The 23,495-nt window shown below is 54.4% G+C and carries 22 protein-coding genes; 1 reads left to right on the top strand and 21 read right to left on the bottom strand.

Annotation, left to right across the window (positions count from 1 at the left end):
* Positions 1–9 precede the first annotated feature (9 nt).
* From CVT63_00295 to CVT63_00200, 20 genes are all read right to left on the bottom strand, one after another.
* Positions 10–1,542 carry a hypothetical protein gene (locus CVT63_00295; protein ID PKQ28916.1) on the bottom strand — a complete coding sequence of 511 codons (1,533 nt, stop codon included), beginning with the start codon at positions 1,540–1,542 and terminating at the stop codon, positions 10–12.
* Positions 1,543–1,765: 223 nt separating this feature from the next.
* Positions 1,766–4,156: a hypothetical protein gene (locus tag CVT63_00290; protein ID PKQ28915.1), complete on the bottom strand. Its 2,391-nt coding sequence runs from the start codon at positions 4,154–4,156 to the stop codon at positions 1,766–1,768.
* A 210-nt stretch (positions 4,157–4,366) separates the two neighbouring features.
* Positions 4,367–5,014, bottom strand: a complete 648-nt coding sequence (locus CVT63_00285; protein ID PKQ28914.1) for a hypothetical protein — start codon at positions 5,012–5,014, stop codon at positions 4,367–4,369.
* A 160-nt stretch (positions 5,015–5,174) separates the two neighbouring features.
* On the bottom strand, positions 5,175–6,128 hold the full coding sequence (locus CVT63_00280) for a hypothetical protein (protein PKQ28935.1): 954 nt from the start codon (positions 6,126–6,128) through the stop codon (positions 5,175–5,177).
* A gap of 76 nt (positions 6,129–6,204) precedes the next feature.
* Positions 6,205–7,134: a potassium channel protein gene (locus CVT63_00275; protein PKQ28913.1), complete on the bottom strand. Its 930-nt coding sequence runs from the start codon at positions 7,132–7,134 to the stop codon at positions 6,205–6,207.
* A gap of 165 nt (positions 7,135–7,299) precedes the next feature.
* On the bottom strand, positions 7,300–7,770 hold the full coding sequence (locus CVT63_00270; protein PKQ28912.1) for a hypothetical protein: 471 nt from the start codon (positions 7,768–7,770) through the stop codon (positions 7,300–7,302).
* 50 nt (positions 7,771–7,820) lie between these two features.
* Entirely contained in the window at positions 7,821–9,140 is a 1,320-nt protein-coding gene (locus CVT63_00265; protein ID PKQ28911.1) for a D-alanyl-D-alanine carboxypeptidase, read from the bottom strand.
* Positions 9,141–9,152: 12 nt separating this feature from the next.
* Positions 9,153–9,743, bottom strand: coding sequence for a hypothetical protein (locus CVT63_00260; protein ID PKQ28910.1), 591 nt, complete (start codon positions 9,741–9,743; stop codon positions 9,153–9,155).
* 107 nt (positions 9,744–9,850) lie between these two features.
* A complete protein-coding gene (locus CVT63_00255) occupies positions 9,851–11,119 on the bottom strand; it encodes an Mn transporter (protein PKQ28909.1) in 1,269 nt (422 codons plus the stop codon).
* A gap of 14 nt (positions 11,120–11,133) precedes the next feature.
* Positions 11,134–12,942, bottom strand: coding sequence for a hypothetical protein (locus tag CVT63_00250; protein PKQ28908.1), 1,809 nt, complete (start codon positions 12,940–12,942; stop codon positions 11,134–11,136).
* A 339-nt stretch (positions 12,943–13,281) separates the two neighbouring features.
* The gene (locus CVT63_00245; protein PKQ28907.1) at positions 13,282–13,467 is read right to left on the bottom strand and encodes a hypothetical protein; all 186 of its coding nucleotides are present in this window, start codon (positions 13,465–13,467) and stop codon (positions 13,282–13,284) included.
* Between the two features lie 105 nt (positions 13,468–13,572).
* On the bottom strand, positions 13,573–14,394 hold the full coding sequence (locus CVT63_00240) for a hypothetical protein (GenBank protein ID PKQ28906.1): 822 nt from the start codon (positions 14,392–14,394) through the stop codon (positions 13,573–13,575).
* An 88-nt stretch (positions 14,395–14,482) separates the two neighbouring features.
* Complete coding sequence (locus CVT63_00235) at positions 14,483–14,944, bottom strand: hypothetical protein (protein ID PKQ28905.1); 462 nt, start codon at positions 14,942–14,944, stop codon at positions 14,483–14,485.
* 163 nt (positions 14,945–15,107) lie between these two features.
* On the bottom strand, positions 15,108–15,368 hold the full coding sequence (locus CVT63_00230; GenBank protein PKQ28904.1) for a hypothetical protein: 261 nt from the start codon (positions 15,366–15,368) through the stop codon (positions 15,108–15,110).
* 42 nt (positions 15,369–15,410) lie between these two features.
* Positions 15,411–16,154, bottom strand: a complete 744-nt coding sequence (locus CVT63_00225; protein PKQ28903.1) for a hypothetical protein — start codon at positions 16,152–16,154, stop codon at positions 15,411–15,413.
* 1 nt (position 16,155) lies between these two features.
* Positions 16,156–17,514, bottom strand: a complete 1,359-nt coding sequence (gene miaB, locus CVT63_00220) for a tRNA (N6-isopentenyl adenosine(37)-C2)-methylthiotransferase MiaB (protein ID PKQ28902.1) — start codon at positions 17,512–17,514, stop codon at positions 16,156–16,158.
* Positions 17,514–17,891 (bottom strand): hypothetical protein, encoded by a 378-nt coding sequence (locus CVT63_00215; GenBank protein PKQ28901.1) that lies wholly within the window; start codon positions 17,889–17,891, stop codon positions 17,514–17,516. The genes miaB and CVT63_00215 overlap by 1 nt, the downstream gene beginning before the upstream one ends.
* 122 nt (positions 17,892–18,013) lie before the next feature.
* A complete protein-coding gene (locus CVT63_00210; GenBank protein ID PKQ28900.1) occupies positions 18,014–18,607 on the bottom strand; it encodes a ComF family protein in 594 nt (197 codons plus the stop codon).
* A 148-nt stretch (positions 18,608–18,755) separates the two neighbouring features.
* Entirely contained in the window at positions 18,756–19,796 is a 1,041-nt protein-coding gene (gene mtnA, locus CVT63_00205; protein ID PKQ28934.1) for an S-methyl-5-thioribose-1-phosphate isomerase, read from the bottom strand.
* A 4-nt stretch (positions 19,797–19,800) separates the two neighbouring features.
* Entirely contained in the window at positions 19,801–20,388 is a 588-nt protein-coding gene (locus tag CVT63_00200) for a hypothetical protein (GenBank protein PKQ28899.1), read from the bottom strand.
* 203 nt (positions 20,389–20,591) lie between these two features.
* On the opposite strand from CVT63_00200, the gene CVT63_00195 reads away from it, so the two are divergent.
* Positions 20,592–21,227, top strand: coding sequence for a hypothetical protein (locus CVT63_00195; GenBank protein PKQ28898.1), 636 nt, complete (start codon positions 20,592–20,594; stop codon positions 21,225–21,227).
* A 272-nt stretch (positions 21,228–21,499) separates the two neighbouring features.
* Here CVT63_00195 and CVT63_00190 read toward each other — a convergent pair.
* A partial coding sequence (locus CVT63_00190) for a hypothetical protein (GenBank protein ID PKQ28897.1) occupies positions 21,500–23,495 on the bottom strand: 1,996 nt, incomplete at its 5' end.

Raw genomic sequence — 23,495 nt, 5'->3', positions numbered from 1 at the left:
CGGCCGCCATCAAGAATCTTCATCGTCGAAGTCGGAGAAGATGTTTGGCATGGTCATGTCGAGTTTGATCGACCGGCGTATGTAGGCGCTGAAGATTAACGGTATGGCGAAGACAATTAGTATCGCCACCACGAGATATGCCCAGTTCTTCGTGGAACTTTTACCTGACAGTCGTTTTGATCCGCCAGCCACGCAACCGCTCCCGAAAGTGTCCGTCGTGGAAAACTCCGAGGCAAGTATCGTATCGGTACCGCGAGCGCGACACGCGAAAAACCTGTCCCAGCTCGGAGACGCGCCTTTCTCCAGTATTTCGCTCACGTCCACGAGGGAGTACTCTTTTTTCTCGAAGTGATTGAATTTCCTGGCCATCCGCCCGAGAAGCCACTCCATATCTTTTGCGCCACCGGCCGCCCCGTTTGACAGTTTCACCGACATCGCCGCTGTGAGAACCGCTCCTTTGGTCTCGAGGAGCCGGTGGCTTTCACTGTTGGACTCGGCGTCGGCCAGGCTGACGGTGGCGGCTTTCGGATCCGCCAGATAATCGCTGTAGATTTTGCAGAATCCGCGATAGGCGCTGCTGGCGTCCATCAGTCCAAGCCGGGCGGCGGTGCGATAGCCGAAGAACCACGGCAGCCCCTCCTGCATCCACATGGCGTCCCCGCCCCTGGATGGCACGAGCGACCAGCGGTTCCAGAGCTCGAACCATGCCCGGGCCGCGGCCGCCGCCGCAGGCCCCGCCAGCAATTTTCCACCGTGAAACAGAACGAACGAATCGCGCTGTGACCCGGACGCCGGCTCTTTCAACCCGTACCGTTCGGCGCCCACAACGAGTGCCGTAACCGTCGATTGGCGGGGGCGAGCGCCCATCACGTTCCTGAGCTCATTGTAGATTTTCGTCAGCGCGTCGCCATATGAAGCGCGTTGTGAGCCGCTCAGACGATTACAATCTCCGGCGAATCCAACTGTGATGACCGGAGCGCTCGACCGCAGTTTGATTTTTTTGATCTTCCCCCAGGCAAGGATATTTGAAAACAGTTCACTCGTGGATCCGACCTCGAAGTCGCCATCATCGCCAATCTTCCACGGCGCGAGCGCCGTTTGGCCTTCGGTTGTAAGCACTTTGACCGAGAACTGGTTCGAGAGATACTCACCATACTCGTTTTCAGGCGCCATGAGCGCGTCTGAAGCCACAAATGCCTTGAGGTCCATACTGGCTATAGCTCTGGGAGCGCCAGCCGTTAGAGGCGCCTCTCCAGTGATCACACCGTATGCGCCCCCGGGGTTCGCGAATTTCACCTTGTACGCGAACTGAACAACCCCGTCCAACGCGGAAGTCACAATCCAGCCTTCATCGGATTCCCCCGCAGGTTCAACCGTGAATGCGGAGTTCGATTGCGACTGAAGCGCAAATGTCGGAACGGGCCAATTTACCATGCGCTGCTTGTTCTGCTCGGAAGGCCTGAAAACCGCTTTCATGCCATTCCTCATCGTAAAGCTCACCTTCACATTGATTGCGCTACTGTCCGCATCATCCGCCTTCAAGGTAAACTTCACTCTTTGCGATGTGGTAGTACGAGCAGGCGCAAGGACGGGGGAGAGGGCGAGCATCCAGAACAGGCACACGACAACGCATGCGTACAACTTCTTATTTCTTGACAGCGCAAGAATCACAGATAACACCTCACAAGAGCCGTTTCAACTCGAGTATAACAGAACACATTGTGGCGCACTGTCACTCACGCGAAAGGGGAGGGGGCGGAACCGTTCACCCGCCTCGCTCTTTTGTGGCAATCGCGAGATCTACTTTTTTTACGTAACGCAGTGAAGGAATCTGACAGAGAAGCAACATCGCCATTATCCCAACGGATACCAGGATGTAGCTCATTGGATGAACCACAAATGTGAGAGTCATGAATTCGGTCTGTTGCAATGACATGGCGAAACGGCCTACCACAACACCAAGAACAAGGCCGGGAGTGATCGACAGCAAGCCGAAAATCACATTCTCGAGTGTCGTCATGGCTGAAATTTTCCACGGCTCAGTGCCTATCGTTCTGATGGTGGCGATCTCGCGCTCACGCTCGAGAATGTTGATGGTTATAGTGTTAAAAGTAAGCGTGAAAGCCATGACAAGCGCGAATATGAGCATCACATTGATGATTATGCGCATAAGCTCCATGTAATGAGCAATCTCATTTTTGAGCTCGGCGAGATCTACTATCGCGGCCATTCCCGACATTCTCTGAAGACCTCCGCGCACCTGCGCCCTGCATCCCGGGCGCACCTTGACGTAAAAACTTCCCCTGCTCGCCAATCCGTAAGCCAGTAGTTCCCGGGCTTCATCGCGAGAGATGTACAGAATATTTCCCATGGGTTCGTCAATAAATCGGGAGACGATGAATCGCCTGGCTTTCCAGGGCGTCGTGATCGTCACCCACTGTCCGACCTGAACTCCCTTCTTCATGTGAAAAAACTGATTGAGAATCACATGATTCTCCGTAATTTTTACTTCCTCGTGGTCGCTCGTGTAGAATTTCTTCATCTCACTGTTCGGATCGATGCCCATCAGCACCGTCTTGTCAGATTCATCACCGTTCCACGAAATTTTGCAGTTGTACCCGGTCGTAGCTTCCACGGCTTCAACTCCGTCGAGGCGCTGTATGCGATTGGCCACAGCCGCGTCTCGTCCCCCTAGAAATACCGCCACCATATCGAACTTGTTGTTCAAATTAAAGCCTCGATTGAAAGCGTCGTTTGACGTATCCAGAACAGCCAGAAAAACGAGAACGATCATGACTGAAAACATGAGGCCCAACAACGTAAAGACCGTTCGTCGCTTGTTTCGAAACATGTTTCTTGTCGGCACTTTGATGAACATGGGGAATTTCGCGAAAGAAGTGAAGATTCTCTCGAAAAGCGGACGGCTGAAAACGCGCTCGAGCATTTCGCCTCTCATCGCCTTGGACGGATCAAGCCTGGCGGATTTTACCGCCGGCACAAAACCCGCAAAAACGCAAAAGAGGAGAGAAAGAGTCGCTCCTTGAAGCAACACGCTCCAGTAGATTCTGATTTTGACCAGTGGTATCCCAAGCGTCTCGACATACATCCCTGTAACAATCCACGAAAGGCCGTACCCGGCGATGATACCGAAAAAAGCTCCCGATATCCCTATTATCAGAGCAAACCCGAGGTAGTGGCGGAGTATCTGTCTCCTGCTGTAACCCATGGCCCTCATGATGCCGATAAACGGCCTCTGTGTGTAAACCAGCCGGCTCAAGAGGATGTAGATGCTGAAGCACGCGATGCCGAGGAACAGAACAGGAAAGAAGAGGGCGAATTTTTTCATTCCATCGAGATCCATCTTGAGCATGCGGTTGCCATTGTGCTCGTCTTTGGTTACGACCTCCTTGACGCCGATATCCTTCATGATTCTCTCGACACTTGCGATCTGCCTGTCTACTTTTGAGTAATCCTCCACCTTAAACAGAACCTGGTTGTACGCTCCGCCGATATCCGCCATCCACTGCCCTACGTCAAGTGGCACAAAGAGGATGGCCATCATGCTGGAAGAAAGCATCGGGCTGAAATCGTCCTTTTCTCCCGCGAGGACTATATACTCGGGGCTGCCCGCGATTCCGACAACTTCCACGGGAACGCTTACGCCATTTTTCAGGTACCGCAAGGTGTCACCGATTTTCAGCCCGTAGAATTTAGCGAAGTGCGACTCCGCGACGCACACCATTTTGTCGCCCTTTTTGAACGAACGCCCTTTTTTGATCAGGAGGTCGTCAACAAGAGCCTTTCCGACTGGGATTCCCGTGACCCTCCCGATGAGCCTTTTGCCCCCTGGCATTTCTATCGAGGTGTCCTCTTTTACGCGAGCCGTTACCATGGTTACGCCTTTGACGCGTGACAGCTTGTCAATCACGTAAGGAGGAATTCTCTTGGACTTTATCGAGAAGTCCGCGAAGTTGAGTTTGTCGTACGTATACTCGTATGAAGCCTTCAAGTTGCGGTATGACATCGATGACCCTACGAATATCATCACGCCAATTACTACGACAAGCGTTATTGCGATGAATCGAACCTTTGCTCCAAGTATCTCGCGCACAAGCTTCATGCGCATCGAGTTGATCTCAGGTTTTTTGATATTCATCTGAATATGATAACGCAATTGCCAAAACGCATAATGGGGTCAAACCAAAATATGCGTTTTTATGCGCGCTCCCATTTATCTGTTGCAAAACGCATATTTTGGTTTGACCCCATTATGCGTTTTGTGTCCTATAATAGATATTATGTAAACTTGGCGAAATAACTTCGGTTCTTTCCTGGTTTTTAACAACAGATTGAGGTCTTGCGCGTGTCACAGGGGCGTCTTGTCATCACCGTAAACATCGTTTTCTTCTATGCCGCCAGATTCCTCTTCCCTGCCATCTGGCGCAACATTCATATCCAGTTTTACTCCTCGGCTCACGAGTATCCGAGCAAGCGGTTCTGTGTAGCGATCGTTCAGGAAATATCCCATATCCTGATCAAACTCGATGACGTTCTCCCGGCGGTACTGATCCTCAGCTTTCCTGGTCATGCTGGTGAGAGTAACTGTGAGATCGTGTATATCGTAGTTGTCATCGTCCAGCTTGTCGGCTATCGCGTCGATAAGCTCTTGGATCATCATGCCACGATTCTTTTCGAGCAGCACATTGATAGCTGTAAGTTCGTTTTCGGTGAGTTCCGACGCGTAGCGCTCGAGTTCGTCTTGCGTCCACGTATCAGGTTGTGAAACCATCACAATCCATGTCTCCGTTGACTCGATGCCATCGATTCCCCTTACCGTGGAAAGAATCGTGTTCTGGAGAGTCTCGAGATCCGGACCGCGCATGATGGCTACAACATCTACGTGTCCCGAGACGCCTTCGGCGGATATCACCTGCGGCATCTCTGAGAGGACGCGCATTACACCGTCCAGCTTGCCCGCCGCAACTTTGATAAAAACGTACGCTTTCTTCTTCACATCTCCCCCTTTTATGTCCGGCTTGAGTATTCTATGCCACCTCTTCCGACTGACGCTTCATGGACGTTTGCACACTGTTTCTGGTAGCACAGACATTTTTGTCTGTGACGTTGCATTCCACAGGCAAAAATGTTCGAGATGCCTGAAACAATTTCGTTCATCAATTTCCTGGAACCACAATCTCGCAGTCCACCCACTGCACACCCGTCAATCCGATGGCTTCCGCCGCGCCGCGCGAAAGATCGAGCATGCGCCCTTTGATAAACGGGCCCCTGTCGTTTACCTTGACGACAACATTCCGTCCCCGGAAAGTGACCCGCAACCACGTGCCGAAAGGAAGCGTCTTGTGAGCGCACGTGAAAGCGAACTGATCGAAAACTTCCCCGCTCGAGGTGGGCCTCCCGTGAAACTCGCCGCCGTACCAGCTCGAGTACCCTGATATGACTTGCCCGGTACGCGTGAAACCGTTCTCGTCAGGCCTCACATAAACACGCGCCGGATCGAAATTCGCGGGCGCCGGCGCGTAAGTGCCAGGCAACTGCTGCGAGATCAACTGAGACGTGACTTGAGCCAGCTCGTTTTTTTTCTGCTGTATCCGTGCTTCTATAACCGCAGCATCCGCTGTTCGAGCAAGACGAGCCTCTTCTTTCTTGAAAGCGAGAAGTCTGTCCTGGCACTTCTGGAGATGGTCTCTCTCTTTCTTGAACCGCGCAAAAGCATCGGCATCTTTGGATATCGTTTTCATCATATAGTCGTAGCAAACCAGGAACTCCAAGGCATCCCGACTCTTCATCAGTTGCGCAAGGATATCCTTGCGCCCTCCGATATACATCGCCCTCAACTTGTTGTTGATTTTTCGACGCGTGTCACTGATCGCGCTTTCGGCCCTGTCTATCTCGAGATAACAGTTCAGCACCTGCTTCTCAATATCGGAGAGCTTATGCGCGATGCTGATCGCATCCTGCTGTGTGCGCGACAACTCCGATTCGAGAGACGCAATCTCTCTCTCTATGGAGCGCGAGCGCTCTTCTTGCGTCATGAGGCTTTCCTGCGCCGGTGTTTGCGCCAGTGCGACGCTTGCCGACATGAGAAAGACACTCCCGACTATAATCATCACCAGCAATGGCGTGATCTGTTTCAGGCGATGGCCAACACTCCTCAACAGTATAAACCTCACCTTCTGTAGAGCTTCAGCGCTTGCTCTGCGAAACCTTCTTGAGTTCCCGCAACTGGTTCGGAGCTCCCGATACGATCAGGATGTCTCCTTCCTCAAGTACTGTATCGCTTCGAGGATTGATGGAAAAATCTCGTTTTGGCCTTTTCAGCCCGAGTATGCCTATGCCCTTCATGTCACCCACAAGAATATCGCGCAGAGACCTGCCGGCAAGCGCGGCGCCTGGCTCGATAGATATGTCATCGAGGGTCAACTCAACGAGTTGGCCGTGCGTTACCACATCGATAAAATCGCAAACCAGTGGTTTCAGCAACAGCGCCGCCATGTGTCTTCCCCCGATGTTGTGCGGGGATATCGCTCGATCCGCGCCTGCCCTGTAAAGCTTGGACTCCGTCTCGTCGGAGTTGCAACGACCCACAATAAACACATCCGGCCTCAATATCCTCGTTGTCATGATCACGAAGAGATTGTCGGCGTCAGAGGACAACCCTGTCACCAGACCGGATGCTCGATCGAGCCCCGCCTTCCGAAGTACGCTTTCCTCCGTCGCGTCCCCTTCGATAGTGATAAAGCCGTCATTCATCGCCGCTTCCGCCACGGCAGAATCCTTCTCTACGACAACTACCGAGGCGCCTCTCGCCTGGCACTCCATCGCTATCTGTTTTCCAACCCTGCCGTATCCGCAAACAATATATTGCCCGATCAGTTCCTGTATCTCTCGCAAGACTCTCCGCCTCCCCATAATCTCGAGTATCCTGCCTTCGAGAAGCAACTCGACGGCGCTGGTTGTGACATAAACGACCGTGGCGAGCCCGCATGTGATTATTATTATCGTGAATATCTGGCCGCCGCGAGAAGGCGCCGCCATTTCTCGGTAACCGACGGTAGAAATTGTTATTACCGTCATGTACAGTGATTCCCAGAACCCAAGACGCTCGACAATCATGTAGCCTATTGTTCCGCACGCATGGAGCGCTAGAAATGCAAAAAGCGCGGTTCGAAGATGCCAGTAGGGGCTTCTTCTGCTACGCAAATCCTGCCCCTTTCCTCCGACAATTGAAACGCGAACCTGGCGCTTTCAGAAATCTTCAACGCGACTGGGATGAACTCCTCAAAGAAAATCCTGGGGCTCCACATGTTCGAGGAAATCCCTGAACCTGTTGATCTCTTCTTCCTCGGCCGCTTCCATAACGATGCCCGCCTCGTCAAGGACTTTCTCGTCGGCGAATATCGAGGCTTCCATCCTGACAGCAAGCGCTATCGCATCTGACGGCCTCGCGCTTATGAGATGCTTTTCGCCATCAGTGTATATCGTCATCACCGCGTAAAAGGTTCCGTCTACAAAATCGTTGATAACCACCTGCTGAACGCTTGCGTTCAGCTCGTCCAGTACATTCTTGAACAGATCATGTGTCATCGGCCTCGCCGTCTCGACACCCTGCAACGCGAACGCTATCGCGGTCGCCTCGAAAGCGCCGATCCATATCGGCAGGAAACGATCGCCGTTCTCTTCATGCAGCAATACTATGGGTTGATTGGTCGGCAACTCCACGCGCACACCGACAATATACATCTTAATCATGCTCATCACCGAGTCTTTTATACTCTAACCATATCAAGAGGTCAATGAAGTCAGAACATGCGGAATGGGGCGAAAATTATCTTTCCAGACCAGCACGTGCTGTACCAGAAAAAGGCCGCTGTCATCCCAAAAACATTGGACGCCGAGCGCGACTGCGACGCCACGGCCTTCTCGCTCTTGAATGAGGCGCCGTTCAACAGGACATCTATCGTGCCAAGAACCTCTCCTCTCTTCACGCGTGATCGAGTGACGCTCGCGATCGTAATCTTCACATCAAACACATCGCGTGCGCCCTTGAGCGCGAGAGCGGTCATCTCGGCGCCGGGCACTACAGTGACATAACGGCGCGGGAACGCGCTCACCCTGCTGCGCCCCAGCCTCTCCCCCTTCGCCACGAACACGATCCTCATCGTAGATGAGAAACCATAATCAAAAAGAGCTGAAACGTCGTCGACTCTGTGCTGGCTGTTCAAAGCGACCGCGATCAGGGATTTATCGTCGCGGGTGGCTGACGCCACGAGGCACTGTCCCGCCATCACGGTATAGCCCGTCTTGATCCCTGTCGAACCGGCGTATTTTTGCAGGATCTCGTTGTGATTCAGCGCCACTCTTGGCCCGGGATGTCCCGGCCACGGTATCGAGTATTCTGACGTCGAAACTATCCTGGCCAGCACGGGATCCCGCATCAGCTTACGGCCAATGACCGCCAGATCGTAGGCGCTGGAGTAGTGACCGGCTTGATCGAGGCCGTGCGGGTTCGCGAAATGCGTGTCGGTCGCGCCAATCTCCGCGGCCTTTTTGTTCATGAGCGCCGCAAACGACTCGATAGATCCGGTCGTCTGCTGAGCCAGCGCGCATGCGGCATCGTTTGCGGACTGTATGAGCATGGCGTTTAACAATTGTTCCACAGTCAAAGTTTCGCCGGGCGTCAGATTGATCCCCTGCTCTCCAACCTGAGCCGCCTCCGGACTCACAATCACCTTGTCGTTCAAACGCAATTGATCCCTGACAACGAGCGCGGTCATCATCTTGGTGGTGCTTGCGATTGGCAGCTTGACGTGAGCGTTCTTCTCGTAGAGAACCCTGCCGCTATCGGCGTCGATGAGAATCGCGGCGTTCGCCCATACACCAGGCTCATTCGGCATCACACCGGATGGAGCTTTGACCTTTCGTGTCGCCTCGAGCACAGAAGGGCCGATATTGGCCTCTGCGGCCGTCAGCAAGCATGATATGAAAACAACAGCAACCAGGGCCAGCGAGAGCCCGAGCGCCCACAACAATTTCGAGTTACCGACGATTGCCGACCCGCGCATGATTGGACGGCGCGAGGATTTTCTATGAAGATAATTCTCGCCGTAGACACGTTTCATGATACGACCGCATTAACGGCGGACATGTTGATTGATGACCACAGCGCCCTCCTCGATGCTCCGCACCGCGTCCCACGGGATGACCTCGGGATCATACACACTGGCATACTTCCTTCGGACATCAGCGAGGTAGTGGCGCAATGTTGAACTCGCGAGAAGAAGACTCTTGCTTACGTCGAGACCGGCAATTTTCAGCCGCTCGCCATCCACAACCAGCAGGACGTCGTCCACTCGTTGGACGCGGTTCCCCGTCAGATCAACCATCTGCTTGTTCAGAATATCCCGTCGTACCAGGAGTTTTCCCTCGGCGCTCAACAGGGGAAAATCGGGGTGTCGGCCGCGAACTGTTACCAGATCCTCGTCGACGCTGGCAACGTGAGTCCACCCGACGAGCGCCACCAGGTCTTCGACGCGCCGCACGAGCGTTATTCCGCCAACACGGTCGGTCCATAACATATGAATTCCAAGCGCGTCGATGAAAGGCGATGAAAGGTCGAGCCCCAGCGCCATGTCCTGCACGTGTCCAACGTGCCTTCCGTCAGCGTCCTCGACCCGCGTCTTGACCAGGTCGCTGAAATTGATTAAATCTCCGTCATCCAACATGCCACACCACTCCAGGGGTCAAGTACCGTCTACCTCTCCGTCTACCGCAAACTTCGCATGAACCACATTTGCTACGACATAACACAGTTGACGTGACATCAGCGCCGCTATCTTCCTACAGGGAAGATGCTCGCCACCACCAGAGCGAGGTCGAGCGCGTACAGAACGGCAACCGCAATCCAGACAATCGTATTATAGGTGTCTCCGTTGACGTAATCGCCCATCACGTCACGGTTGCGAATTATCTTGAGCATGCAGGTAAGCACTACCGGCAGAAGCAAGCCGTTTATTGTCTGCGAAAACAGCATCACGGTTATCAGTGGCAGCCCTGGCATCATGATCAGAGCGGCCCCGCCAATTATGAAAACGGTGTACACCGTGTAGAATTTCGGCGCCTCGCCAAATGATCGATCTATCCCGTACTCCCATCCGAAAGCCTCGCAAACCGTGTACGCCGTAGTCAAAGGCAGAATTGACGCCGCGAAGATCGACGCGAACAGCAACCCGAACGCGAACAGGTGTGAGGCGTGTCTCCCCGCCACCGGCGCCAGCGCCCTGGCAGCCTGGTCAGCAAAGTGGATGTCGCTTTTTGCGACCCCAGGATTATAGTAAATAGCCGCGGCACAGCAGACTATGATGGCCACGGCAACTATTATCAGAAAAACTGTGCCTATCCCAGTATCCAGCTTCTCAAACCACAGATCCTTGATTTTCAGTTTTTTGTCAACAACCGAGGACTGCTGGTAGAACTGCATCCAGGGGGCAATAGTGGTGCCCACAATCGTTATGGCCATCACGATGTACGAGTAGTTTAATTGCCCTTCCGGAACAATCGCGCCCCTTGCGACGAGCCCCCAGTCAGGCCTCGCCAAAAACGCGGAAACAATATAGGCGACAAAGACGACGCCTATAAGAAGAAATATCTTCTCGACCCACTTATAACTTCCCTTGAGAACCAGCCACCATATGAAAAACGCCGCCAGGGGAACCGCCACAAATGAGGGAATCCGGAACATCTCGGCGCCCGCGGCTATTCCGGCGAAATCCGATACTGTGTTCGCGAAATTCGCCAGTATCATCGCCATCATGATGAGCGCGGTGAGTCTGAACGAGAACTGCTCTCTTATCAGCGCCGCCAGCCCTTTACCGGTCACTATTCCCATGCGGGCGTTCATCTCCTGAACCATATACAGAAGCAACGCCGTGGGGATCATAATCCAGATTATCGAGTAGCCGTATCTCGCGCCGGAAACAGAGTATGTCGCAATACCACCGGCGTCGTTGTCCACCATGCTCACTATTATCCCTGGACCGAGCACCGAGAGCAGCAAGAGCATTTTCTGTTTTGTCAGCCTGTGCGCGCTCTTCTCGGACATAAAACACTCTCCACTCAGGCTTGCCACGCCCTGACAAGAAACCCGCTGACCGCCAGGAACGACAGGACGGATGCGGCCATCACCAGCACTCCGACCAACCTGCCGGGAACTGCCGACTGGCCTGGCCTCGCGCGGAGCAACAACAGCGGCGCCGCAAAGCCAAGCATTCCCGTTGTAGCGACCGCGACAAACAATCCGACCGCCCCCGCGATAGCTGGAGTCCGCGTCTTAACCCACAACATTCCGACCGAAAAACCGAGAACGCTGACAAGAACGGCTGCGGCCAGCGTGTAAGCGTACTCTCGCGCCAGCAACTTACCCACTTTCGATGGGATAACGGTTTCCACACGAATGTCGTGGACAGCGGCCGCCATTGACCACACAGAGACGTCGTGCGCCATGCGCAATACGAGAGGCACGAAATAAATAAGCGCAAGGGAAGCTTCAAACCCGGATCTGAACAGGTTAAACAGGACGGTCGCCAGTATTCCGCCGAGAAAAGTCAGCATGGTTACTCCCCACCTGCGGGCGTCGAGAGTGTCACGAACCGGTGTTCCTTCCTTCTCGAACGGCACTCCTGAAAGTTGCGCGAAATCCTCAGAGAACTCTTCCTTTATCACGTCGATCGCGTCGTCAACCGTCACGATCCCTTTCAGCACATGGTCATCATCCACTACCGGCACAGCAAGTAGATTGTAGCGCGCGAGCTTCCCAGCGACACTCTCCTGGTCGTCATATATGTCAACGGTTATTACGTCTCGCATCATGATGTCGCCCGCCATCACGTCGGGAGGGGCTCGAAGCAGATCCCTCAGTGAAAGTACGCCCGAGAGATGTCCGCTCCTGTCCACTACGTATACGTAATAGATGGTCTCGGCTTCACGTCCCTCCTTGCGGAGATGCGCTATAGCCGCCTCGGAATTCATGTTATCCGGCACGGCGACGAACCTGGTTGTCATGCGCCCACCGGCCGTTGAAGGTTCATAACCCAAAAGCTCGGACACAACAGACGCTTCTTTGATGCCCATGAGAGAGAGAAGAGCCTCTGCTTTCTCTCTTGAAAGAGAACCGAGAATATCCGCCGCTTTATCCGGAGGCATTATCTCCAACAGGTCGGACAACCTCTCATCCTCCATCGCTCCAGCAACCTCCGAGCGTATTCCCGGAAGCATCCTGATAAGGACATCCGCCGCTTTTGGATCCCCGACAAGCGCGAGCGCCAACGCGCGCTGTTCCTCGGGAAGCTGCTCTACGATATCCGCCAGATCCGATGGATGTATCTCGAGAAACTCCCTGTACGGAACGCTCAGTTTCACGTCTGATGGCATAGGACCGGTTGGAGAAACAAGGTTCCATGGAACTATCCGGTCGCGGAGTACACTGCCTTGTTTGCTCTTGAGAAACTCGGCAAGCGGACGCAACCCGAGGCGCCGCATAATGGCCAGCACTCCCACGTCCACCCCGATAACACGCAACTCCCCGCCTGATCTGGCAATCAGTATGTCGCTGACCCGCACAATCCGGTATCCGTCCATGTCAACTATCTGCTTGTCCAGCAGATCACGATAGAGAAACATGTCACTTTTCTCAGGCTCAACGCCACACTCGACGCATCGGATCATCAACCGCTCATTCTTCATCTCATGCACATGTTTCCATGGCACATAGACGCTTTCTTTGCCATGGCGGGGCAACATTTTTACCACTATTCCCTTTACAAGAGGAAATTTCTTGTCCGGCTCAGCAACGATATCTACAAGGCGCCCTACCATAACTTCACGCTCATCCACTATTTTTCTGTCCAGCATAGCGCTCAAATACAACACGTCGCGCTCCTGTCAAACGGCATCAAAAAAACCCTCGGAAGAGGGCTTTTCTTGCGCACCCAACTCCGAAATATCAGATCAAGGCCTGATCCCCCCCATGCAGAAACACGTAAAAGAGATTCTGGCCCCGGAACATATTTGTTTGTCTGATTTATCGCTTTCGACCATCTTGACCTTACTCAGGAAAACACAAGTCTGTGACAATCATACAACAAAAAGAAGGTAACTATTCAGAAATGATCAGCGCCATCGCCATCGCCCAACAATTAGGGGTCTAATTAGGGGTCAGGCACCGTCTACCTTTCCGTCTACCGCTAAAGCGGTAGACGTCAGGGGTCAGACAACGCTCCGAAAATAAACTCCGTTCAGGCTACCTATACCCATCACCTCAACCCTCTCCCACCCCACGCGCTTCGCGCGCGGTGACCCCGGGGCGAGGGGGTTCTGATCTCCTCCCTTTCGAGGCGGGAGGATTAAGGTGGGGGTGTGACGCATCACAGACAGGAATGTCTGTGCTACCATGAGATTTTCATTTTAGGTGGTGGCGCGTCCGCGCGCCATGTGAGACTGGATCCCTCTACGCAGTAAAGGTAGACGGAAAGGTAGACGGTGCCTGACCCCTGGCTGCTACAGAGGAAACATCCGCTCGTCGGGCGGCGGTGAAGATTGTTCGGTCTCTTCCTCGCGCGGCGGAGCGGTGGTTAAACTCGCGCTATCTGTTGCTTCTTCCTCGAGAAACTCGAGGCTGGCCGGACGCGGCAGGTAACCGGACAAAGCTTCGCGCAACAACACCGACGTGAACATCTGCGATAACGCTATCAGGTTCTCGAGATCCTTGATTGCGCTTCGCTTCGCATTCGGATCCTTGTGCTGGAGTTGCGGCTTGATGATCTGTTCTATGAAGGAGGCTTCGCGCCCCACAAACTGAACAAACATCCGGAGGTGCCTCGGCTCCACCCCAAAGCGAAAGAACTCTTTTGAGAGATTCAAAACCTTCACCTCCGAGGGAGGGAAGTACTTGCCTTCAGGACCGTCATGCACGTTCACGATACCGAACTCTATAAGCTCTTTTATCGTTTCCGCCGTAATCCCCAACTTAGCTGGCGCAAGGTCGTGCGACATTGGCACCGCGCCTGTCAACGCATGATCCGAGGAGTGTCCGGACATGACTACCATGTCGCCCGCCACCGCCTTCCCTGATTTCAAATCCTGTATTTTTCGCTTGATTACCGAAAGAGGTAGATATTCCTCACGTTGAAGTCGAAGTATATAACTGAGTTGCTTGATATTACCCCTGGAGTACTTACGGTATCCGCTTTTTGTCCGCTCGGGTTCAATCAACCCCTCTTTCTCGAGAAAACGGATCTTGCTTATAGTAACGTCAGGAAATTCCTTTACCAGAATCTCCTGAACCTCACCTATCCCGTACTTTTTTTCCTCTGCTACCATCACATTCCTCACTCGAAGTCTGAACGTAAAGTCAAGCCTTAAGAGTTAATATGCTGGATAGAGGGTCTTGATGTCAACACCTGTTGCGTTATTTGCACAAAAAAATAAGTTTGAATTTGCCGATCTGTACCTCGTCACCGCTTGAGAGATCAACTTCCTCAACTCTTGATTTATTGACGTATGTGCCGTTTAAACTTCCCATGTCTACCGCTTTAAATCCATTACTTTTGCGTATCTCAACATGTCTGCGCGAGACAGTTATGTCATCTAAAAAGATATCGCTCTCCGGATGCCTGCCCGCCGTTGTTACGTCCTTATCCAGGAGGAACCTGGCGCCCGCGTTAGGACCTCTTTTCACTACGAACATGGCTTCCCCGCAAGCCAACTCCACTTCGGGAACAATAACCCGCACCTCCTCTCCCGCATCAGTTTCGACCGGAGTCAGTATAGTTGTCGATTCGTCTTTCGATGATTCGGCGAGGCGCTCCCCGCACTGACAACAGTACGCGCTCGTTGAGGGGTTATTCTTTCCGCAAGAGGGACAAATCATATCTCACCTCCATTTCTGATGGCGGTTGTTTTCGCACTCGCTTGAGGGAGGAACCGTTACCGCAACTTCACTGATCTCCTCGGGCTGAAAACCCAGATCCTTGATAATTCCAAATACGGCGCTTCTCTGCTTCGAGGGAAGATCTCCCAACTCTACGCAAACCTTAATCCTGAGCGCCTTCTCCTTCGCCAGTTCCTCGTCCAATGGTTTCCCCCTCGCGCTTCTCCTTTGAAAAATCTTTCTTTTTCTGCTCCCTGCTCTTGAATTTTTCGAGGAGCTTTTCTTTTACATTCCTGGACTCTGTTTTATCTCCAAATGTTCTGACGCGCTTCTCGCGGGCGCCCTGCGTGTACCGCTCTCCAGGAGTTTTAACGCCTTCTTCACTGGTGGTTCTTACGTTTCTCTCAACGTCTTTGTCGCCCATGATTCTCCCCTTTGCGCCATTTGAAGTTATGATATCACAAACTCACATGCGCCGTGCGGCCATCTCCAGTTCCGCGACGGTCACCTCCGCGGTCTCGAACTCTATTCCGAGCGCGCGGCTAAACCCATCCTGGAACGCTGCGGCCACCTCGAGCCACGTTATCTCCCGGCCACAGGCCTCCCGCAACGACACAGGAACATGCTCGCTCAGATCCGTGGAAGCGCGCGTCGAAACTCTCCTGAGAAACGCGCTGTTGTCATTGAAAAATAATGAGCCGTGCTGCAGTAAAGCGCCATCTGCTATTCTTGACGCGCTTCCGCATATCTTTCTCGAGCGCCACTCGATGTCTACACCAAACTCTCGTCCGAAACACCAGCCATCGCAACCGGTCTGGACGCCGTGTGAAACGATCTCCGTGGCAAGTCCAAGGCATCTGAGCGCCTCGACTATGCCCCCTGAAAGCATCTTGAAGCTCTTGTCTCTGACAATGGGGTGAGAGCTTGTGGCCGGGCTCGTAACGCTGTAGGTAAAATCGTTCATGTGGAGAATAGCAAGACCGCCTGTGGGCCGCCGAACCACATCAATGCCTTCCTTCTCACAGACGGCGAGATCTATGAACTCTTCGATCGCCTGGAACCTTCCTATCGTTATGGCAGGCGGGCTGAAAGAGTAGACCCTGAGAGTCGTCAGTTCGGTTTCCGCGGCGCCGACGGCAAGCGCCCTGTCCACAGCCATATTGAGCGCGCCCGCCCTGGAAGAATCAATTATGAAACGCCATGTCTCCATATCAGCACGGCTCAAAACGCTCAAGACGGTCTACCGTTTGACCATCCAGGACTTCGACAACCTTTCCTCGGAGCGTGCGCTTTCCAGCCTCGTGAATATTCGCTCTTGCCAGACAACCGTTCGGCCTGTCGCCGGACAGCAGCACTACCTGATGACCTCTCGCGCGTCCGGCCAGAAAACCACCTCTTTTGGAAAATCCTTCTATCAACACCTCGACATCATGTCCCACAATCTTTTCAAGTGATCGGGCTGTAATGCCCTCCTGCAATCTCGCGAGCTTGTCGAACCGGCGATGTTTTTCCTCAATGGAAACGTTTCCTCCGAGCAGTGAAGCGGGAGTGCCTTCTCTCTCCGAATAAATAAACAGATACGCGGAATCGAACTCCACCTCGCGCAGGAGTTCCAACGTATCCGCGAAATCATCCTCGGTCTCGCCGGGAAACCCCGTGATAATATCGGTGGTCACCGTCAACTCCGGAACCGTCTTCCTCGCCCGCGCGATAAGTTCGAAGCAGTAATCACGCCCGTACCCGCGGTTCATGGCGGCCAGCACTCTGTCTGAGCCGGATTGGACGGGAAGATGAAGATACTCGCAAATGTGTGGCTCACGCGCCATCACCTCCAGAACTTCATGGGTCAAGTCCCGCGGATGGGACGTTTCAAATTTCACACGCCTGATTCCTTCTACCGAAGCCACGGCATCCAGCAACCCCGCGAACGACACTGTGGTCTCGAGATCCCGTCCGTATGAATTGACGTTCTGCCCGAGCAAAATAATTTCGCGCGCGCCCTGGCCGACGAGACGTTCAACCTCGTCTACGATGTCTGACATAGCCCGGCTTCTTTGCGCCCCACGCACCATCGGCACGACACAGTACGCGCACCTGTTATCGCAGCCGTGGCTTACAGGGATCCACGCCTGAGCCTTGCTGCCCCTGATGGCGGGAAGGCAATCTATTGTTGCGTGGCTTACGTCTCCAAGGTCACAAACGGGAGACCGCCGGCTTTCTTCAATGAGCTCCGGCAGGCGCGACAGCGCGTCCATGCCAAACACCAGATTTGCCACAGGCGAACGCCTCAGGATCTCCACGCCATGTCTCTGCGCCATGCATCCACAAACCGCCACGATTCTGCCGCGATTGCCCTCTGTCAGATTAAGCGCGCCCAGATTCCCCCAAACTCTGTCCTCCGCGCTCTGCCGAACGCAGCACGTGTTGAAAATCAAAAGGCCGGATTGCTCAACCGAATCGGCGCGCTCGTAGCCGGCGTTCTCGAGAACCCCAGCGATATGCTCGGAGTCGTGAACGTTCATCTGGCAACCGAAATTACGTATGAAATAACAGTGATTTTGCCCGGACATTATTTCTTGTCGGATAGATCTCTCGACAGGCGCCGCTTGACCGCGAATCCGGTCGCGACCGCCCCCGCCGTCACAAAACCTATTTTTGTCATAGGAGACTTTATGGCCTTTTCAACGGCCGCCGAGGCATCGCCCACCTTGCTCACGAGCATACTGGTATCCTCCGTTATAAATTCAATGCTTGACAGCTCCTGGTTGACGCTATCCAGCGTCGCCTGGACTCTCTTGAGCAAAGTGAGTGTCTGTGGCCGCGTCTCGGATATGATGATGCTCGCTTCATCGAGCGTCCTCCGAAGGCGTAGAAGCACCGGGATCAGCAGTATTACGATAATCACCACGGCTGCGGCCCCAACCACCTGTAAAACTTTGAGCGCCATTTCTCTTCCTTTCGTCTCGCGTCGCAATCAGTATATTTTAGCAGGCCAGCAGGGGTCTACCGTCCACAGCTCCGTCCACCTTAGCGTAGTCGGTTCAACGGGGTCTACCATTGAATTTTACTCTACGTCAATGTCAATGGGGATCCCAGTTGTGTTTTTCGCAACACCGCCCTCGCCGCGACCAGCACGCAGACGGAACTCGCGCCGGCACTCAGTAGCGCGCGCGAGCACGCGTCCGCTGTCGCACCCGTAGTGAGGACATCATCAACCAGAAGAACAGGGCCTTCCAGGATTATGCCACGTCTAACGGAAAAAGCGCCCTGAACGTTACGCCATCTCATTGAACCGGGAGTTCTGTCCTGGTCCTGTCTTCCGCCCGGATCGCGCAAAGCATCAACCACCGGCCTCCCAAGGATGAAAGCGACACGTCTCGCAAGAATTTCCGCGGGATTGAAGCCTCTCTCTTTCACCTTCTCGCGGGATGACGGGACGTAACAGATAGCGCGCGGGAACAGATAGCGCGGGTCGTTGCCGGCGGCAACGGCCATCAACGCGGAGAGCGGCTGCGCCATTCTCCTTTGAGAACCCTTGAGTCCCAGCACCATGTCCTTGAGCGCGCCCGCATAGTCGCCCACCGCCAGAAACCCATCGGCGCCAGAATCGGCGTTTGCGCGCCTGGCGGCAATTTCACCGAAACAACTCCCGCAAAGCGGCAAAACGCAGGATCTCCCGCACACCAGACAGGCGGATGGATAAAAAAGGTCGATAAGTTCGTCTCTTATCGTTGGTCTTTGCATTCTTGATCCAGAAAAGCGCGTCAGGATTACCAGTGCAAGCAAATATATATTATCACAACGGCGGAAATCAGGCGAAGACGAGGAGGCTTTCTTCGTAAGGTGGCCGCAAAACGCCGCGATCCGTTACGATGCCGTGGATAAACTCCGCCGGGGTAATATCGAAAGCCGGGTTATAAACAGGCGCGTCGGCAGGCGCGGCGCGTCGGCCGCCGCACGTCCGCACCTCTTCTCCTTCGCGCTCTTCGATGACTATGTCTCGCCCGGAGCGGCAGGCCAGATCCACCGTCGACGCGGGGGCCGCGATGTAGAACGAGATGCCGTGCGCGCGCGCAAGCACCGCGAGTCCGTACGTTCCGATCTTGTTGGCGCTGTCACCGTTTGCGGCGATCCTGTCCGCTCCAGTCATGACAAGATCCACCGCGCCCTGTCGCATGACAAGCGCCGCGGCGCTGTCTGTGATCAGTGTGTAGGGAACTCCCAGACGTGACAGCTCCCATGCGGTCAACCGCGAGCCTTGCAGCAGTGGCCGTGTCTCATCCACATAGACATGGATGTTCTTGCCCCTGCGATGCGCTTCGGCGAAGACGCCCACGGCTGTTCCGTAGCGCAGCGCCGCGAGCGGGCCCGAGTTGCAATGAGTGAGCGCGCGCGCGCCATCCGCCAGAACCTCCTGCCCCGCGTCGATCAGCTTTTGGTTTGTCTCGATCACTTCCAGCGCCACGCCGTCGGCGGCCTCGCGCAGCCTGTCTATCAGCGCGGCAGGATCCCCGGCAAAACTCTCGAGAACGGCGCTCATGCGCTCGAGCGCCCAGAAAAGGTTTCTCGCGGTAGGTCTCGACGCGCCAATGAGTTCTCCGGCATGGCGGGCGGCGTTGATTATTGATTCGACTGTGGCGCTCGCGCCCAGCGCTCCGAGCAACACGCCGTACGCCCCCGCGATGCCTATCGCCGGCGCGCCACGCACAGCCAGGCGGCGGATGGCTTCCTCCACCTGCCCGGGGGTCTCGAGCTCGATCATCACCGTCCGGGCTGGAAGAAGCGTCTGGTCGATCATGTGAAGCTTGCCGCCCTCGAAGAAAATCGAGTCCTCCTGCGCGCGAACGAACATCATCTCAACTCCAGTTGCTACCGCGCAGGACAAAGATAAGCCTGGCGGCCGCCTCCATCGCCTCAGCCTGGTCTATGGCGTCGTCCACATCCGCGCCCCTCACGACCGCGCCCTGGGCCTCGATAATCACCACGCAGTTGGCGCGCATGACCTCGGCCACCGACCCGGCGAGCCCGGCCGTCCCGGGACGGTAGTAAGGCACAAAAGCGACGCCGCCGATATTCTCGAGGAGTGCGGACGACTTCAGAAGAGCGCGGGCGCCTTTGTGGGCAAGCGCTGTGGTGTAAGTGGAATGGACGCGTATCACAGAAGCGGCCTCTGTTTGCGTCGCAAGCACGGCCCGGATGATTCCGGCGTCCTTGCCCGGCGTCCGAGCGTTTTCGGCCTCGGGCTCGGGCGCGGATCCGTCCATTACAAGTATGTCGGATTGGCTCAAATCACCGAGCCTCGCCCCCGCGGCCGTTACGGCCACTGTGCCGCCGGACAGCCTGACGCCTATAGCGCCCAATGCGCCTGTCACCAGGCCGCCTTCGTACATTCGCCTTCCGGCGGCCACGAGCCTCTCGAGTTCTTTCGGCTTTATAGAGGCCATCTGGCGCTCCGTCCCATAGACAACTCGACATTCGAACGTCGCTACATCAGCGCCTTTAGAGACGCGGCTCAAACATAAAACTACTTGATGGTATGTTACCGTATTTAGATCGTCACAAGAATCTGTAGGTAGCTACGAAAAAGACCATTGACAATAAACATAGTCATATGTACAATAAAACAGTCATGTGACAAAGGAATTAGATGGGCTTAATTAAACCCCTGGACAAGATAATAGACAACAAACACAAGGTGGCTATTCTGAGGCGCCTTGTGCTCTACTCTTCCGAAGTAGCAACCGGCAGAAGTCTGGCAAGAGAACTCGGCATGAACCATGCGACCTGCAACAACGCCCTGACCAGCCTGCACAGGACCGGAATCGTTACACGTAAAACGGCTGGCAGATCCAGCATCTACGAGGTTGCCAGGGATTCCGCGGTGTACGAGGAGTTACTGCGGCCTCTGTTCATGAAGGAAACAGAGATGCCCGAGGAAGCCATTTGCATGCTGATAAAAGGACTCGAGGTGAAGAGCATTCGAGCATTCCTGTTCGGTAGTGTAGCGAGGGGAACTGACGCTCCCGAGAGCGACACCGATGTGATGCTTATAGTTGATGACGGCGCCGATAAAGAAAAAGTCCTTGACCAAATGAGCGAGAATATCCCAGAAGCGTACAAACGGTTTCGCACCAGCTTCAACGTGGTCTTGATGTCAGAAAGCGAACTTGCAAGGAAGAAAAAGCGGAAAGACAGTTTTGTCACCACGGTTCTGGCAGAAGCAGTGAGAGTCGAATTAGGCGGGAAACATGGTAAGAAAACAGCGGATTTCCAAAGCCGCTGAGACGGACGCAAAGATGCTGTCTGAAAAAGCGTTCGAGTATGTAGACTTTCGCACTTTCTCCTGACCTCGCGCGCTCAGCGCACCTCTCAAAAATAGCACATTCACGCCGCCCTTGAAAGAACATGGATCAAAGTGTCTGCGATTTTATCCGGGAGCGGCCCATATCTCGAAGTAGGAAGTGGAAAGCATGGGCAAGTGCTATTTCGAGAGTTTCTTATTCAGATTCCGGGGGGAACTTTGGTTTAAAAAAAGACCTGACCTCAAAAGTTAAGTCAGTCCGAGAAGCCGCCCATGGTGTCCGTGCCCGCGCCTCTTGCGTTCCAGTACATGGCGCGCTCTACCATTATCTTCTTGCCTGTGGTCTTTGATGTGACTTTAATGGCGGCGCGGCCGCCTGGTATTTTGTCTGACATGTTGTACGTCTTGCGAGAGTTGGCGGGAATGGTTTCGGTAAGACTCACGGCGCCACCACCGGCCTTCAGGTAGGAGACTTCAATACTCACCGCGCTGTCGTTCGGGTTCTGTACGAGCGTCCAGGTTTCGTATCCGTTTTGCGTCTCTCCATCGGGCAGGTAGAAGGTGGTGTGGGGAGATGACATCCCGACAGAGTCGTGGCACGCCTCACCTGTCCCAAAGTCCCAGTACATGGCGCGCTCGGCGATTATGGGAGCGGAGCCGTGCACTTTCGTTGAGAAGTCTGTGTTTGCCATGCCGGGTACGTCGTTCACCTTGATTGTCTTTCTTGAATTTGCCGGCATGGAGAACAGCGCTTGAGGCTTCGGGCCGGAATCCGTCATGTATGTGACTGTTACATCTGTTGGAGTGGCGTTGGAGTTCTGTATGAGGACGTAAGTGGAAAAGCCGTAAGCGCTCGAGCCTTCCGCCAGGTAGTAGTCGATTGCGGGAGTTGTCGTTCCTATGGAGTCGTGGCCTTCTCTTCTGCTGTTTCTGTACATGGCCCTCTCGGCTATGACCGGTGTTTCAGAGGAGACCTTGATTGAGGCGTCCGCTTCCCCAATGTCTGTGGACATGAGGTAGGTGGCGCGTGAATACGCGGGTATCTTCTTCTCAAAGGTTTTGGGGGAAGCGCCCTCTATCATGTAAGTGAGGGTCACTGTGGCGTCTATGGCGTTAGGGTTTTGCACGAGCGTCCACGTCTCGAAGTTGTGAGCGCTCGAGCCCTCGGGGAGGTGCCATGTCTTTGCGGGTGAGGTCACCCCAATAGAGTTGTGAGCTTCCTCGCCCGCGCCGTAGTTCCAGAACATGGTGCGATCCACCGCTATGGCCTTTCCTTCCAGGCACTCCACCTTTGTCGAGAAGTCCACGTCTCCCAGATCCCATTTAGGATCTACGATTGTCTGGGACTCAGAGGGAAGAGTCACTGTCCTGTATGCCACCCTTCCCCTTCCAGCTTCCGGGCGCGGATCCATGTAGGTGATCTTTGCGTGGCACTCTGAGTTGTTAGGGTTCGCGATCGTTATGTATGTGGAGAACCCCCAGGCGGTTGTGCCTTCGGCGAGGTACCAGGTGGAGGCCGCGCGGGCGCTGTCCGTGATTACCGCGTCGGAGGAGACGTCGTTTGATTGGCCGGCGCCGTTTATTGCCACTACCCTGTACTGGTAGACGGAACCGGATTTCACGGAACTGTCAACGTAACTCGTGGTGTTTGCGGGCAGATTGCCTCCCACCTGTGTCCAGGAGCCCGCGCCCTGCCTTCTTTCCACTCTGTATCCGCTTTCCACCGCCGAATTATCGAACCATGTAACGGTGATTCGTGGAGAAGACGCCGAGCCGGAAGGAGTGACCTTGATATTTGAAGGATCATCTGGAATTCCAAGAACAGTTGACGCGTCGCTTCCTGTCTTTCCTCCATTCTCAGCGCTCAATGTGACAACCGGTTTTTCTTTGATGCCGGAAATCGTGATGCTTCCGATCCAGGTTCCGTCATCCGTGAATTCACCTTGAGCAAGAGACGTGGGGGTGACGGTTCCATGATTGACTGTGATCGCGGTGTTTCCGGAGACCTGTGTGGTTATGTTCTGGTATGCGTCTCTGGCTGTGAGTGTCGCGGAAAAGGCGTGGCCGGTGGTGGCATTTGACGGAGCGTCAACTACAAAGTCGCTTAAGGCGGCGGGGTTGACGGTCAAATTCAGATCGTATGAAGCGTTCCCCGTAGAATCAATCGTCCCGTCGCTCACATCGACGGTGGTTGTCTCCGCCCTGTATGCGAGGAGCGTGGCGGCGTTCGCGTTCGAGACTCCGTTTGTG

Source organism: Candidatus Anoxymicrobium japonicum, assembly GCA_002843005.1.
In the GTDB taxonomy this organism is placed as follows: domain Bacteria; phylum Actinomycetota; class Geothermincolia; order Fen-727; family Anoxymicrobiaceae; genus Anoxymicrobium; species Anoxymicrobium japonicum.
The sequence above is the reverse complement of the archived record's forward strand: the minus strand, read 5'-3'. Positions and strand labels throughout refer to the sequence as shown.